This is a genomic window from Kribbella sp. NPDC043289 (assembly GCF_056436705.1).
In genome coordinates this window covers 1-13,037 of sequence record NZ_JBWKCB010000006.1, presented here as the reverse complement: position 1 = coordinate 13,037, position 13,037 = coordinate 1, and the positions used below count along the sequence as shown (strand labels likewise).

Annotated in this window: 14 protein-coding genes and 1 tRNA gene; 7 read left to right on the top strand and 8 right to left on the bottom strand. The window is 67.9% G+C overall.

Features of this window, described 5'->3' with window-relative positions:
* Window positions 1-9: 9 nt before the first annotated feature.
* The gene (locus AC0662_RS30745; protein ID WP_478305014.1) at window positions 10-2,220 is read left to right on the top strand and encodes an FAD-dependent oxidoreductase; all 2,211 of its coding nucleotides are present in this window, start codon (window positions 10-12) and stop codon (window positions 2,218-2,220) included.
* Here the strand turns inward: AC0662_RS30745 and AC0662_RS30740 are convergent.
* Genes AC0662_RS30740 through AC0662_RS30730 form a run of 3 tightly spaced genes read right to left on the bottom strand, consistent with a single transcriptional unit; the run spans window position 2,217 to window position 4,893 of the window.
* Window positions 2,217-2,867, bottom strand: a complete 651-nt coding sequence (locus tag AC0662_RS30740) for a hypothetical protein (RefSeq protein WP_478305012.1) — start codon at window positions 2,865-2,867, stop codon at window positions 2,217-2,219. The two genes, AC0662_RS30745 and AC0662_RS30740, sit on opposite strands and share 4 nt — an antisense overlap.
* Window positions 2,867-3,517: a 2'-5' RNA ligase family protein gene (locus tag AC0662_RS30735; RefSeq protein WP_452193772.1), complete on the bottom strand. Its 651-nt coding sequence runs from the start codon at window positions 3,515-3,517 to the stop codon at window positions 2,867-2,869. The genes AC0662_RS30740 and AC0662_RS30735 overlap by 1 nt, the downstream gene beginning before the upstream one ends.
* Entirely contained in the window at window positions 3,514-4,893 is a 1,380-nt protein-coding gene (locus tag AC0662_RS30730) for a hypothetical protein (protein ID WP_478305010.1), read from the bottom strand. The genes AC0662_RS30735 and AC0662_RS30730 overlap by 4 nt, the downstream gene beginning before the upstream one ends.
* Window positions 4,894-5,173: 280 nt before the next feature.
* On the opposite strand from AC0662_RS30730, the gene AC0662_RS30725 reads away from it, so the two are divergent.
* Window positions 5,174-5,677, top strand: coding sequence for a hypothetical protein (locus AC0662_RS30725; protein ID WP_452193775.1), 504 nt, complete (start codon window positions 5,174-5,176; stop codon window positions 5,675-5,677).
* Between the two features lie 30 nt (window positions 5,678-5,707).
* On the opposite strand, the gene AC0662_RS30720 is transcribed toward AC0662_RS30725, so the two are convergent.
* From AC0662_RS30720 to AC0662_RS30700, 5 genes are all read right to left on the bottom strand, one after another.
* Window positions 5,708-7,078 (bottom strand): TrpB-like pyridoxal phosphate-dependent enzyme, encoded by a 1,371-nt coding sequence (locus AC0662_RS30720; protein ID WP_478305008.1) that lies wholly within the window; start codon window positions 7,076-7,078, stop codon window positions 5,708-5,710.
* A gap of 62 nt (window positions 7,079-7,140) precedes the next feature.
* Entirely contained in the window at window positions 7,141-7,314 is a 174-nt protein-coding gene (locus AC0662_RS30715) for a hypothetical protein (RefSeq protein WP_478305006.1), read from the bottom strand.
* A gap of 16 nt (window positions 7,315-7,330) precedes the next feature.
* On the bottom strand, window positions 7,331-7,489 hold the full coding sequence (locus AC0662_RS30710; protein WP_478305004.1) for a histidine phosphatase family protein: 159 nt from the start codon (window positions 7,487-7,489) through the stop codon (window positions 7,331-7,333).
* On the bottom strand, window positions 7,456-8,490 hold the full coding sequence (locus tag AC0662_RS30705; protein ID WP_452193779.1) for an adenosine deaminase: 1,035 nt from the start codon (window positions 8,488-8,490) through the stop codon (window positions 7,456-7,458). The genes AC0662_RS30710 and AC0662_RS30705 overlap by 34 nt, the downstream gene beginning before the upstream one ends.
* 44 nt (window positions 8,491-8,534) lie before the next feature.
* Window positions 8,535-9,728: a pyridoxal phosphate-dependent aminotransferase gene (locus AC0662_RS30700; RefSeq protein ID WP_478305002.1), complete on the bottom strand. Its 1,194-nt coding sequence runs from the start codon at window positions 9,726-9,728 to the stop codon at window positions 8,535-8,537.
* 289 nt (window positions 9,729-10,017) lie between these two features.
* On the opposite strand from AC0662_RS30700, the gene AC0662_RS30695 reads away from it, so the two are divergent.
* The 5 genes from AC0662_RS30695 (at window position 10,018) to rplA (ending at window position 12,909) form a co-directional block, all read left to right on the top strand.
* Window positions 10,018-10,090: transfer RNA gene (locus AC0662_RS30695), tRNA-Trp, on the top strand.
* Window positions 10,091-10,145: 55 nt separating this feature from the next.
* Entirely contained in the window at window positions 10,146-10,388 is a 243-nt protein-coding gene (secE, locus tag AC0662_RS30690) for a preprotein translocase subunit SecE (protein ID WP_130384685.1), read from the top strand.
* Window positions 10,389-10,704: 316 nt separating this feature from the next.
* Window positions 10,705-11,646, top strand: coding sequence for a transcription termination/antitermination protein NusG (nusG, locus tag AC0662_RS30685; protein ID WP_452193807.1), 942 nt, complete (start codon window positions 10,705-10,707; stop codon window positions 11,644-11,646).
* Window positions 11,647-11,657: 11 nt separating this feature from the next.
* Complete coding sequence (rplK, locus tag AC0662_RS30680) at window positions 11,658-12,089, top strand: 50S ribosomal protein L11 (protein ID WP_132319511.1); 432 nt, start codon at window positions 11,658-11,660, stop codon at window positions 12,087-12,089.
* A gap of 97 nt (window positions 12,090-12,186) precedes the next feature.
* Window positions 12,187-12,909 carry a 50S ribosomal protein L1 gene (rplA, locus tag AC0662_RS30675; protein ID WP_478305000.1) on the top strand — a complete coding sequence of 241 codons (723 nt, stop codon included), beginning with the start codon at window positions 12,187-12,189 and terminating at the stop codon, window positions 12,907-12,909.
* Window positions 12,910-13,037 lie beyond the last annotated feature (128 nt).

Below are 13,037 nucleotides of genomic sequence, written 5' to 3'. Positions count from 1 at the left end.
GGTTCGTGCATGCAGCAGCTCGAGGTCCAGTCCGATCTGACCGTCGTCGGTGGCGGGCTCGCCGGAATCTGCGCGGCGATCGGCGCCGCGCGGCAGGGGAACACCGTGGCCCTGGTGCAGAACCGGCCGATGCTCGGCGGAAACTCGTCCAGCGAGGTGCGGGTGTGGGTGTGCGGGGCGACCGCCCACGGCACCCAGAGCTTCGCCCGCGAGACCGGCATCATGGGCGAGCTGTTCGTCGAGAACCAGTACCAGAACCCATTGGGGAACCCGTACTACTGGGACCTCGTGCTGCTCGAGGCAGTACGCGCCGAGCCGCTGATCACGCTGTACCTGAACACCGACGTCCGGTCCGTGGAGGCGGCCGATTCCGAGATCCGGTCCGTCACCGGCTGGCAGATGGGGTCGGAAAAGGAAATCCGATTCGTCAGTCCGGTGTTCGTGGACTGTTCCGGTGACGGGCTGGTCGCAGTGCTCGCGGGAGCGGAGTACCGGACCGGTCGGGAGCCGCAATCGTTGTACGACGAGTCGTGGGCGCCCGAGGTGCCGGACTCGAACACGCTCGGCAGCACGATCCTCTTCTACACGAAGGACGCCGGCGAGCCGGTGCGGTTCGTGCCGCCGTCGTTCGCGCGGGACGTCACGAAAACCGCGATTCCGGAACGCCGGGTGATCCGGACGGACATGAACGGCTGCGCGTTCTGGTGGATCGAGTGGGGTGGCTCGCTGGACGTCGTCGACGACAACGAGGCGATCCGCGACGAGCTGCAGGCAGTGGTCTACGGAATCTGGGACTACATCAAGAATTCCGGCCGGTTCGATGCGGAGAACCTGACCCTTGAATGGATCGGGTCGGTGCCGGGGAAACGCGAGTACCGGCGTTTTCTCGGCGATCACGTGCTGACCCAGCACGACGTACTCGAGCAGACGGAATTCGAGGATCCTGTCGCCTTCGGCGGTTGGTCGATCGATCTGCACCCGCCCGGCGGCGTCTACGCGTCGGAGCGCGGGTCGAAGCACTGGCACCCGGACGGGATCTACCACATTCCGCTGCGTTCCTTGTATTCGAAGAACGTGCGGAATCTGTGGCTGGCCGGCCGGAACATCAGCGCCAGTCACGTCGCGTTCGGTACGACGCGGGTGATGGCGACGTGCGCGCTGCTCGGTGAGGCTGCCGGTATCGGCGCGTCTGTTGCCCTACGCAACGGACTGACGCCGCGGGAACTGGCGCAGGACCACTTCGACCTGGTGAAGCACGCCATGACCCGCGCCGACTCCTCGGTCTTCGGCGTCCTGGACGACGACCCGGCGAACCTCGCGCTGTCCGCGACCGCCACCGCATCGTCCACGCTCACCCGGCCCGCGGCGGAGGTGTCGTCCGGAACGCTGCCCCTGACGACCGACGTCGGCATGGTCCTCCCCGTCGATCCGGCCCTCGACGGCTTCGAGCTCCTCGTCGACTCCACCGGCGGTTCCTTGACCGTCGAACTCCATGACCCGGTCAAGCCGCAGAACTATCTCCCCGCGGCACTCATCGACTCCTGCACCCTTGAGATCCCGGCCGGCGAGAAGCGCTGGGTCCACGTCCCGCTGACCTGGAACCCGTCCGGTCCTGCCAACGCGTTCGTCGTACTGAAGAAGACGCCCGGCATCTCAGTTCACACCACGACCACGCCGCTCCCCAGCACCGTGCACTTCGCGCATCGCGAACCGGCGGCCGACGAGCAGTGGACCGAGCAGTTCCGTGCTTGGAAGCACATCCTGCCCCGCGAGGGTCTCTGCCTCCGCCTCGGCGAGACCACGGCGTACGACGCCTCGAAGGTCATCGGCGGGTACGCGCGCCCGTACGGCGGCCCGAACCTCTGGTCCTCCGAGGACCTCGCGTGGGACGCGGCCCCGTGGCTACAGCTCACCTGGCCGGAGCCGGTCGAGCTGTCCGAGGTTGTGGTCGTCCTGGACGCGGATGTCCAGGAGGACCTCATCAACCTGCACCACCACCGCACGCCGTTCGAGACCCTGCCGACCCTCCTGGCCGACTACACCCTCGAAGCCCGCACCGAGGGCTCTGGCTGGCAGGTGATCGCAGAGGTCACGTCCAACCACCACCGCACCCAACGCCACCGTCTGGAGACTGCCACGCCGGTCACCCAGCTCCGGCTGACCGCGCACAAGACGAACGGCGCTCCGAGGGCTCACGTGGTGTCGATCCGCGCCTACTAGTAGCGCCACTCGAGCTCGTGATCCTGCATCCAGCGGGTCAGCGGGTCTGCGACGCGAGCTGACGTGGCTGCACCTGTCAGGAGGTCCGAGAGGACCTGGGCGGGTGCAGCCAGGCGGAGGCCGGTGTCGGTCTTTCGGGTGCGGGTGTAGACGATGTCCTCGGTTGTCTCGGCCAACACGATCGACCTGCTCGTTGCGGGGATCAGCTCCCAGACAGTGGCTGCCGCCACCGCATCGGGTGTGTAGATCACCGTCGGGCCGTTAGGCGTACCAGGAGCCCAGTGCTGGGCAGCCTGGGTCCCGCTGACCGCGTGCCGGAGCGAGCTGCCCGGTAGGTCGTCCAGGAGCTTCCCAGTGGGTTGTTTGCTGCGCCAGTACGTCAGCCGAGCGTTACGGCCGAAGCGCGCCGCCCGGTTCCAGCGACGTAGAAGGGCCAGCCAGCTCGGTACAGCGACGACGCCGGGCGCTGTGCGCTCGACCAGGTCTTCCCGGTCGAGCTGCTCGACCACGCGGCGGATCGTCGGCGCCGGGACGCCGGTGGTCGTGACCAGGTCGTGCGTGGTCCAGAGACTGCGGAAGTCCAGCAGCGCGCGGATGACCAGCGCTGCCGCGTCGTCGGACAGCAGGTCGGCTGCGGTCGCACTCATCAGCCCGCTCCGGTGTCGTCGGATCGGCGGAACGGAAGCCCGAGCGGGACGGTGGCGTACGTCGACCACTCGTACTGCTCTTGGTCGCTGTTGAGCACGATCAGGCTGACGTCGGTCAGCTGCGTGGTGCCGTACCCGCCGCCGAGTGCCCGCGTGCGTTGGATGAGCGGCTCGGCCGGGGCGATCTGGTTCCAGTAGCCCAGAGAGATGTGGGGGTCCAACTCGGGCAGTGCGGGGACGGAGTCGGGGCCCCAGACATCGGTGATCGCGGCGCGCAGTTGGGCGCGGAGCCGGCGCATCCGGTCAACCGGGGCCACCGGGAGCTGCAGACTCTCGACGTCGACGACCGCGGGACCGATCCGGATCTCGAACGGCTTGAAGTGTTCGAGCCGCTGCCGAGCGGCCTCGACGATCGGACGCAGATCCGCCGACGGCACCTTGTCGACAAACCCGACGCCTTGCAACGTCAGGTGTAGCCAGCGTGCTGGGACCGGGGTGATGCCGGGGAGTGAGTCGACCAGCTGCTGGTACGCCGTGTGCAGCTCGAGGAGTGCCGTGTTCTCGGGGAAGACGATGTGCCAGGTGTAGAACGATCGCCCGGGACGCCAGTTCGGGCGCCAATACCAGTGATTGCGGACGTCCTTGATCATCTCCGGTCCTCTCTCGCGCGTCGTGCCGGATGGGCTCGGTGGGCATCGGCCAGTCCGTTGGGCGTCGGCCGGGGCTGGCGAGTGGGGAGAGCGGGGCGCTGGGTGAACTCGGCGATCCGGTCCCGCAGCATCCGGCCCGTCGAGCTCCGCGCGTACGGCGAGGTCAGGGCCGCTACCTCGGCGACTCGCTGGATCAGTGGGCGGACGCGGTACTCCATCGGGATGTCCAGGACCGGTTCGACGGCCTCGAGCGCACCGTCGAGCTCGCCGAGGAGCAGACGGGCCTTCGCCTGCTGAAGCCGCGCCATCCGTTCGGATCCGAGGTTCCGGAGGGGGTACGGCGCTGCCTCGAACAGGGCGACGCTGTGATCGGCGTGGTCCGCGGTGCGCTGGGCCTCGCCGAACGCCAGGTAGGTGTCCGCCCAGAAGCCTTCGGCGCGCTCCGGCGTACAGAGCAGGACGCCGCCTGGTTCGGACTCGGCTGGGCGGACGTTGAGCGTTCGGGCGACGTCGAGGAGTTCGCGGGCCTTGTCCGGTCGGCCCGCGCGAGCTAGGTCGACCGAGGCCGCGCTGGCGAGGAACAGTCGCGCCGTACCGGCGGCGTACCGCAGGCCGTCCTCGGCGTACGTCGCGGCTCGGGCGAAGTCGTCCTGCCAGAACGCGGCGGTGTGCTGGGTCGCGCGGATCCAGCCCCGCAGGACGTCGTGGTCCGCGGCCTCCGCGCAGGCCCAGGCCGTCCGGGTGTGCGCCTCGGCGACGTCCGGCCGGCCGAGGTCGACCGACATCCAGGCGAGCAGCGTGATCGCCCAGCCGGCGGCCGAGTACAGGTCGCGGGACTGGCGGGGTGCTTGGTTGCCGGCCAGCAGGTTGAAGGCGCGATTCCGGATGGCCCGGCTCTTGGTGAACAGCTGCCTGGTCGGAGTGCGGAGGTAGGACTGGGCGATCCGCTCGATGTCGGCCCGAAGCTGCTCCACGGTGAGCTCGCCGACGTTGGACTCCTCGGCGAAGGAGAGCAGCGCGACGGACTCGTCACCGGCGTTGATCAGGTCGTCGTCGTGGCCGACCATCGAGGGTGGTGGCTGGTCCTGGTCGGTCGCGGAGGTTCCGGACGGCGGGAAGAATCCGAGTTCGTTGTCGGCGGCAACTTGCAGGACGTGGCGTAGACCGGAGCGATAAGCCGCGCCGGGCCAGCGAACCGCGCCGCGTTCCAGCTTGGCGATGTAGTGGCCGTCGAGTTCGTACTTGATCTCGGTGGTTTCCCACAGCCAGGAACAGATGGTGTCGGCGAGCTCGCCGCGGGACAGGGATTCGCCCGGCGCGCGGCGTGACGGAGTGCGCTCTCGCGCCGCCCGCAACAAGTCGTTGGGCTCTGGCATGGCGGTAACTATAAGACGCCGAACACCCTCCGCGACCAGGAAATCGGGCCCTGTGGATGATCTGCCCCTGGCTGCCCCAGGATGCCCCGAATTCGTTGTGGAAAAGGAGGTTTCGGCCGTCGTGACCAGCGTTATCGCGTGGTGGGACCTCCGTCTCGGGGGATCGTGCGGGCTCGACACCGCTCGCTGAGCGTGAGCGGCGTGGGGCATTCAGGGGCAGATAGGGGCAGCCCCTCGCGAGTTGGGCTCTGGGTGCGGGGTGGGTGGTTAAGGTTGTCGGGTGCCTGAGGAAGCCGTGACGACGTTGCGTGCCGATCTGCCGCGCTTCGGACGGGTGGAGGAAGGGTTCGCTCTGCTCGAGGTGTTCCTGGAGGTTGCCCGGCCCCGGCTGGGCGCGGTCGTGCTGGATCCGGTGGAGATGCGGCTGCCGGACGAGATGACCGAGCATCGGGCGGTGGTGCAGGGCCTGATCGATGACATCGATCAGGCGCAGCGAGGGAAGGGTCGGGTCGTCGAGCGCGAGTTCGACATGGACGACGAGCAGGCGCGGTGGGACTACGTGCGGCTTGCGTACAGCTCGAGTCAGGCGACGGTTTGGAGCCGTCGGCAACGGACGACGTACTTCGAGGCGTCCAGTGGGGCCAAGGCGACGTACTGGCTGCCGGACAGTCTGAAGGCTGAGTACTTCGAGGCGTTGACCTCCCGTGGGTGGGCGATTCCGGAGGATTGGCTGGTCGCGGTGGCCAAGCGGCCCAAGCCTTGGTGGAAGCGCGGGGGCCGCTGACCTACTGCGGACGGATGGGTTGAGCGGTCGTCAGGTGAGGGCTGGGAGATGTGAGAGGGCCTCGGCAACGGCTGACTGGATCTCGGCGTCCTCCCAGGAGCGGTCGGTCATGGTGTTGGACAGGTACGCGTCGTAGGCGGCCAGGTCGAGATGACCGTGGCCGCAGAGGGCCGTCAGGATGACCTTCTCCTCGCCGGATTCCTTGCAGCGTTGAGCTTCTTCGATGGCGGCGGCCAGGGCGTGCGTGGGCTCGGGGGCGGGGACGATGCCTTCGGTCCGGGCGAACTGGAGTCCGGCGGCGAAGCATTCGGACTGCGGCTTCGCGACCGCTTCGAGCTCACCCGTTTCGTAGAGGTGGCTGATCAACGGGCTCATCCCGTGGTACCGCAGGCCGCCGGCGTGGATCGGATCCGGGACGAAGTCGTGACCGAGGGTGTGCATCTTCATCAGCGGGGTCATGCCGATCGTGTCGCCGAAGTCGTACGCGTACGTGCCCTGAGTTAGCGAGGGGCACGCCGCCGGCTCCACCGCGCGCACGACCGGTGACATCCGCCCGGCCCACCTCTCGCGCAGGAACGGGAAGGCGAGGCCGCCGAAGTTCGACCCGCCGCCGGTGCAGCCGACGAGAAGGTCGGGGGTCTCGCCGACCATTGCCAACTGCATCAGCGCTTCCTCGCCGATGATGGTCTGGTGCATCAGCACGTGGTTGAGCACCGATCCGAGGGCGTAGTGCACCTCGGGATCCTGTACTGCGGCCTCGACTGCCTCGCTGATCGCGATCCCCAGTGAACCGGTGGAATCCGGGTGCTCGGCGAGGATCTTCCGCCCGGCTTCGGTGAGCTCCGACGGGCTCGGGTGCACGGTCGCGCCGAAGATCTGCATCATCGTCCGCCGGTACGGCTTCTGGTCGTACGACGCCCGCACCTGCCAGACCTCACAGTCCAGCCCGAACTGCGCGCAGGCGAACGCCAGCGCCGTACCCCACTGTCCTGCGCCGGTTTCGGTGGTGAGCTTTCGGACGCCGGATTTCGCGTTGTAGTACGCCTGGGGGACTGCGGTGTTGGGCTTGTGTGAGCCCGCCGGCGAGACGCCTTCGTACTTGTAATAGATCCGCGCCGGTGTATCGAGCGCCTTCTCGAGACGATGCGCCCGGTAGAGCGGGCTGGGTCTCCACAGCCGGTAGACGTCGAGCACTTCGCCCGGAATGTCGACGTACTGCTCCTGCGAGACCTCCTGCAGGATCAGATCCATCGGGAAGAGCGGTGCGAGATCGTCCGGGCCGATCGGTTGGCCCGTGCCTGGGTGCAGCACCGGTGGCGGAGGCGTCGGCAGGTCGTGAAGCACGTTGTACCAACGCGTTGGCAGTTCGTCCTCGGGAAGCAGGATCTTCGTTGGCGTCATACCGCAAAGCTAGGCGCGCTCCGACCCCTGAACAATGACCCGAACCGGAACTCAACCGGCACTTATTCTGCCCACGCCAGCCGGTCGACCGTTCCTCCTGCCTTCACGCGATAAACCACGTCGGAAGGCTGCCGCGTTCCCAGCGCATCGGCCACACCGAGTCGTCGCAGGAGCACGCGCCCGATCATCTCGTGCGACACCAGCAACGGCCGCCAAGCACCACTCCGCCCCACCATCGTCGAGCTCCTCTGCCTACAGCAGTTCGGCGTTTCGGGTGGCTTGTTGGAGGCCGACGGGGGTGAGTGGTGAGTCGAGGCGGCCTTGGTGGCGGCCGGTGGTGTTCCACTCGGTCTGGCCGTGGCGGGCCAGGTAGATCGTCAGACCGGCAGGGTGGCTGGGGTGCCGAGCCATTGGTCTATTTCGGTGAGGAGGGATTTCTGGGTTTCTGGTGGGGCGGTGGAGGCGAGGACCGACGAGCGGGCCAGGTCGGCGAGCTCGGAGTCCGTGAAGCCGTGGACGGTGCGGGCGGTTTCGTACTGTTCGGCGAGGCGGGAGCCGAAGAGCAACGGGTCGTCGGCTCCGAGGGCGATGCGGGCGCCGGCTTCGTAGAGCTCGCGGAGCGGGACGTCCTCGGGACGGCGGTAGACGCCGAGTGAGACGTTGGACGCGGGGCAGACCTCCAAAGCGATCTGCGCGTCGACGATCCGCTTCAACAGGTCTGGATCCTCGACAGAGCGGACGCCGTGACCGATGCGGCCGGCACCGAGCTCGTCCAGGCAGGTGCGGACGGTGGCGGGCCCGCAGAGCTCACCACCGTGCGGCGCCGCCAGCAGGCCGGCGTGCCGTGCGATCCGGAACGCCGGCTCGAATTCAGACGTCGTACCCCGGCGCTCGTCGTTCGACAGTCCGAAACCGACCACGCCGCGTCCGACGTACTGCGAGGCCAGCCGCGCCAACGTCCGGGCATCGAGCGGGTGCCGGGTCCGGTTCGCGGCGATGATCACCTGGACGTCGATCCCGGTCGACGCGGACGCATCGCGCGCGGCGTCCAGTACGAGATCGGTGAACTCGGTGATCCCGTGGAACCGGTTCGCGTACCCGGACGGGTCGACCTGGATCTCCAGCCAGCGCGAACCGTCGGCCCGGTCGTCCTCGGCCGCCTCGCGCACCAGACGCCGTACGTCGTCCTCGGTCCGCAGCACCGAACGCGCGATGTCGTAGAGCCGCTGGAACCGGAACCAGCCACGCTCGTCAGCCGCCGACAGCTCCGGCGGCCAGTCGGTGCGCAGCGCATCGGGCAGCCGGACGCCGTGCTTGTCCGCGAGCTCTACCAGGGTCAGGTGCCGCATCGACCCGGAGAAGTGCAGATGCAGGTGCGTCTTCGGCAACACCCGCAGATCCCGCTGCGTCATTACCGAAGGTTACCGAGCCCGTACCCGACCGGCGAAATCCGGGATCACCCCAGCAGCTTCGCGATCCGCCCGAGGCCCTCGGCCAGGTCGTCGTCGCCGAGCGCGTAGGACAGCCGCAGGTACCCAGGAGCGCCGAACGCCTCGCCCGGCACGACCGCCACCTCGACCTCGTCGAGGATCAGGTCGGCCAGCTCGGCGGACGTGGTCGGAGTCCGCCCGGCAACCTCCTTGCCGAGGACGCCCTTGACCGACGGGTACGCGTAGAACGCGCCGGTCGGCTCCGGGCACTCGACGCCGGGGATCTCGTTGAGTATCCGGACCATGGTCCGACGGCGCCGATCGAACGCCTGCTTCATCTCGTCGACTGCGCTCAGATCGCCGGACACCGCGGCCAGAGCGGCCCGCTGGGCGATGTTGCAGACGTTCGAGGTCTGGTGCGACTGCAGGTTCGTCGCGGCCTTGATCACGTCCTTCGGGCCGATCATCCAACCGACCCGCCAACCGGTCATCGCGTACGTCTTGGCGACCCCGTTGAGTACGACGGTCTTGTCCGCCAGCTCCGGTACCGCGACCGGGATCGACGTCGGCGTCGCGTCGCCGTACGTCAGGTGCTCGTAGATCTCGTCGGTGATCACCCAGAGGTCGTGCTCGAGCGCCCAACGGCCGATCGCCTCGACCGCCTCCGGGCTGTCGACCGCGCCGGTCGGGTTGCTCGGCGAACAGAACAGCAGCGCCTTGGTCTTCTCGGTCCGCGCCGCCTCGAGTTGCTCGACGGTGACGCAGTAGTTCTGCGACTCGTCGGCGAGCACCTCGACCGGTACGCCGCCCGCCAGCCGGATCGTCTCCGGGTACGTCGTCCAGTACGGCGCCGGAAGCAGCACCTCGTCGCCCGGGTCGAGCAGGGTCGCGAACGCGTTGTAGACCGCGTGCTTCCCGCCGTTCGTGACCAGGACCTGCGCGGCCTCGATCTCGTACCCGGAGTCGCGCTTGGTCTTGTCGGCGATCGCCTGCTTCAGCTCCGGCAGGCCGCCGGCCGGGGTGTACCTGTGGTTCTTCGGATCCCGCGCTGCCGCGACCGCGGCCTCGACGATGTAGTCCGGCGTCGGGAAGTCCGGCTCACCCGCGCCGAACCCGATCACCGGGCGCCCGGCCGCCTTGAGGGCCTTCGCCTTGCTGTCCACCGCCAGCGTCGCCGATTCACTGATGGCGCCGATCCGCGCCGAGATCCTGGAACCCATGACGACCATCCTGGCACCACGCCGTACGGCGGTGTTCGGCGGTTTCACGGGGTGGTCCGGGGAACGCGCCGGGGGTGTGGTGCGTTGGGGATCACTGGAGGCTGTATGGTTCTGACCGCGGTGCGGCGCCTGGTGACGGGTCGTGCGGGCAGGGTCAGGACGAAGGAGGCCGAGAGGCTGAGTTCGACCAGGTGGCTCGGACCCCGTACACTCATCTAGTCCGGGCGTTGATGGCCCTGATCCGGCATGCCCGAGATCAGGTCCGACGCGGCGTCCGGATGGATTGCAGAGGGCACTAGCTCAACTGGCAGAGCATCGGTCTCCAAAACCGAAGGTTGGGGGTTCAAGTCCCTCGTGCCCTGCAAATCCTGACCGGCGCAGGGCCGGTCAGGCCGCCGCTAGCGAAAGAGGTAGGTCGTGACGGAGACGCGCACCCCGGCACCGTCCGGCGCCGGCAAGCCGGCGGAAGGCAAGCAGGGCAGGGGCCTGCTGCGTTTCTACCGCCAGGTGGTCGCGGAGCTCCGCAAGGTCGTCTGGCCGACCCGCAAGCAGCTGTCCACCTACTTCGTGGTGGTCCTGACGTTCGTGGTGTTCGTGATCGCGATCGTCTCGGTCCTCGACCTCGCCTTCGGCTGGGCGATGTTCAAGATCTTCGGCTGAGGTTTCGCCACGGCCGACGACCGCACGCAGGTCCCGGGCTCCTGACCCGACCCGAAGCAGACAAGACCCCGATGCACAGATGACGGAGTACGACGTGTCCGAGCGCGACGACGAGGTCCTCGACTACGAGGGCGAGTTCGACGTATCCGACTCCGACGACGACCTCGATTTCGACGAGAACGCCACCGGTGACGACCTCTTCGGTGACGACGACGATGACGACGACCCGTTCGCGGATCTCGACGACGATGACGATGACGACGACGAGGATGCCGACGCGGACGAGAACGAGTACTCCGCCGACGACGAGTCCGAGGTGCCGAGCGCTGACGCCGACACGTCGGACGACGAGCCGGTCGTCGTGGTCGCACCCGCCGACGAGTCCGAGGTCACCGAGGTCGTGACCGAGGACGACGTCGAGGACGCCGCCGAGGAGCTGGCCGAGGAAACCGCCGAGACCGCGCCGCTGACCACCACCGAGCCGCCGGCCGCGGCCGACGAGGTGGTCTTCTCGAGCGCTGACGACGGCGACGAGGACAGCGACGACGAGGACGATGCCGACGTGGACGCGCTGGCTGCGGCCGCCGCCGCGGCGCAGGCCGACGACGAGGCCGAAGAGGCGGAGCCCGAGGAGCCGGGTGACCCGCTCGAGGAGCTGCGCAGCCGGCTACGTTCGCAGATCGGTGACTGGTACGTGGTGCACACGTACTCAGGGATGGAGAACCGGGTCAAGGGCAACCTGGAGAACCGGATCAACTCCCTGAACATGGAGGACTACATCTTCGAGATCATCGTGCCGACCGAAGAGGTCGCCGAGATCAAGAACGGGCAGCGCCGGATGGTGAAGCGCACGGTGCTCCCCGGCTACGTCCTGGTCCGGATGGATCTGACCGACGAGTCCTGGTCGACCGTGCGGCACACGCCGTCGGTGACCGGCTTCGTCGGGAACAGCCAGAAGCCGGTCCCGCTCAGCCTCGAAGAGGTCGAGAAGATGCTCGCTCCGGCCGTCGTGGCGGCGGCCGAGGCGGCGGCAGCCGAAGCTGGTGCCGCACCCGCCAAGACCGCGGCCAAGAAGAAGGTCGAGGTCGCCGACTTCGGTGTCGGGGACTCGGTCATGGTGGTCGACGGGCCGTTCGCGACCCTGCACGCCACAGTCACGGAGATCAACGCCGAGGCCCAGCGGATCAAGGCCCTGGTGGAGATCTTCGGCCGGGAGACCCCGGTGGAACTCAGCTTCAACCAGATCCAGAAAGTCTAAGGACCCGACGAATGCCTCCCAAGAAGAAGATCGCTGCACTGGTCAAGGTGCAGCTCCAGGCCGGTGCCGCGACGCCGGCACCGCCGGTCGGTACCGCGCTCGGTCCGCACGGCGTCAACATCATGGAGTTCTGCAAGGCGTACAACGCCCAGACGGAGTCCATGCGCGGCAACGTCGTACCGGTCGAGATCACGATCTACGAAGACCGTTCCTTCACCTTCATCACCAAGACGCCGCCGGCGCCGGAGATGATCAAGAAGGCCGCCGGTCTGCAGAAGGGCTCGGCCGTCCCGCAGCGCGACAAGGTCGGCAAGATCACCAAGGACCAGGTCCGCGAGATCGCCACCACCAAGATGCCGGACCTCAACGCCCGCGACATCGACGCCGCGATGAAGATCATCGAGGGCACCGCGCGCTCCATGGGCGTCACGGTCGACGGCTGATCACAGCCCTCGGTACGACGTACCACTCAGCACTTCACGTAGTTGTGGCAGGGCGAAGCGCCGCCCGGAGACCACACCCCAGAGAGGAACCGTAGTAATGGCACAGCGCAGTAAGGCGTACCGCGCGATCGCGGACAAGATCGACTTCGATCACCTGTACACGCCGCTCGAGGCGATCCGGTTGGCCAAGGAGGCCGCCGGCAGCAAGAAGTTCAACTCCACCGTGGACGTCGCGATGCGTCTCGGGGTCGACCCCCGCAAGGCCGACCAGATGGTGCGCGGCACCGTCAACCTTCCGCACGGCACTGGCAAGACGGCACGGGTCCTCGTCTTCGCCACCGGCGAGAAGGCCGAGGCCGCGAAGGCCGCCGGCGCCGACTTCGTCGGCGACGACGACATGATCAAGAAGGTCACCGACGGCTGGCTGGACTTCGACGCCGTCGTCGCCACCCCTGACCTGATGGGCAAGGTCGGCCGCCTCGGTCGCGTCCTCGGCCCGCGTGGTCTGATGCCGAACCCGAAGACGGGTACGGTCACCCCGGACGTGACCAAGGCCGTGTCCGACATCAAGGGCGGCAAGATCGAGTTCCGGGTCGACCGGCACTCGAACCTGCACTTCATCATCGGCAAGGCGTCGTTCGACGAGGCCCAGCTGGTGGAGAACTACGGCGCCGCGCTCGAGGAGATCCTTCGGCTGAAGCCGGCCAGCTCCAAGGGCCGCTACATCAAGAAGACGGTCTTCTCGACCACGATGGGCCCTGGCGTCCAGGTTGACCCCAACGTGACTCGCAACCTCTCCGAGGACTCGGTCGAGGCCTGAGCCTCCACCCCCGTCACACCAGAAGCCCCCGGGATCGGCGGGTTCATGCGGTCCTCGCAACACCTCGATTTGAGGAGTTGCGGGGACCGTGTCGTTTTCGGAGGAGTTGGCCGGCCTGTTGAGGTTGG

Coding starts and splice junctions, on each gene's coding strand:
- AC0662_RS30745 (WP_478305014.1), top strand. CDS start 10: ATGCAGCAGCTCGAGGTCCAGTCCGATCTGACCGTCGTCGGTGGCGGG.
- AC0662_RS30740 (WP_478305012.1), bottom strand. CDS start 2,867: ATGAGTGCGACCGCAGCCGACCTGCTGTCCGACGACGCGGCAGCGCTG.
- AC0662_RS30735 (WP_452193772.1), bottom strand. CDS start 3,517: ATGATCAAGGACGTCCGCAATCACTGGTATTGGCGCCCGAACTGGCGT.
- AC0662_RS30730 (WP_478305010.1), bottom strand. CDS start 4,893: ATGCCAGAGCCCAACGACTTGTTGCGGGCGGCGCGAGAGCGCACTCCG.
- AC0662_RS30720 (WP_478305008.1), bottom strand. CDS start 7,078: ATGACGCCAACGAAGATCCTGCTTCCCGAGGACGAACTGCCAACGCGT.
- AC0662_RS30715 (WP_478305006.1), bottom strand. CDS start 7,314: ATGGTGGGGCGGAGTGGTGCTTGGCGGCCGTTGCTGGTGTCGCACGAG.
- AC0662_RS30710 (WP_478305004.1), bottom strand. CDS start 7,489: ATGGCTCGGCACCCCAGCCACCCTGCCGGTCTGACGATCTACCTGGCC.
- AC0662_RS30705 (WP_452193779.1), bottom strand. CDS start 8,490: ATGACGCAGCGGGATCTGCGGGTGTTGCCGAAGACGCACCTGCATCTG.
- AC0662_RS30700 (WP_478305002.1), bottom strand. CDS start 9,728: ATGGGTTCCAGGATCTCGGCGCGGATCGGCGCCATCAGTGAATCGGCG.
- rplK (WP_132319511.1), top strand. CDS start 11,658: ATGCCTCCCAAGAAGAAGATCGCTGCACTGGTCAAGGTGCAGCTCCAG.
- rplA (WP_478305000.1), top strand. CDS start 12,187: ATGGCACAGCGCAGTAAGGCGTACCGCGCGATCGCGGACAAGATCGAC.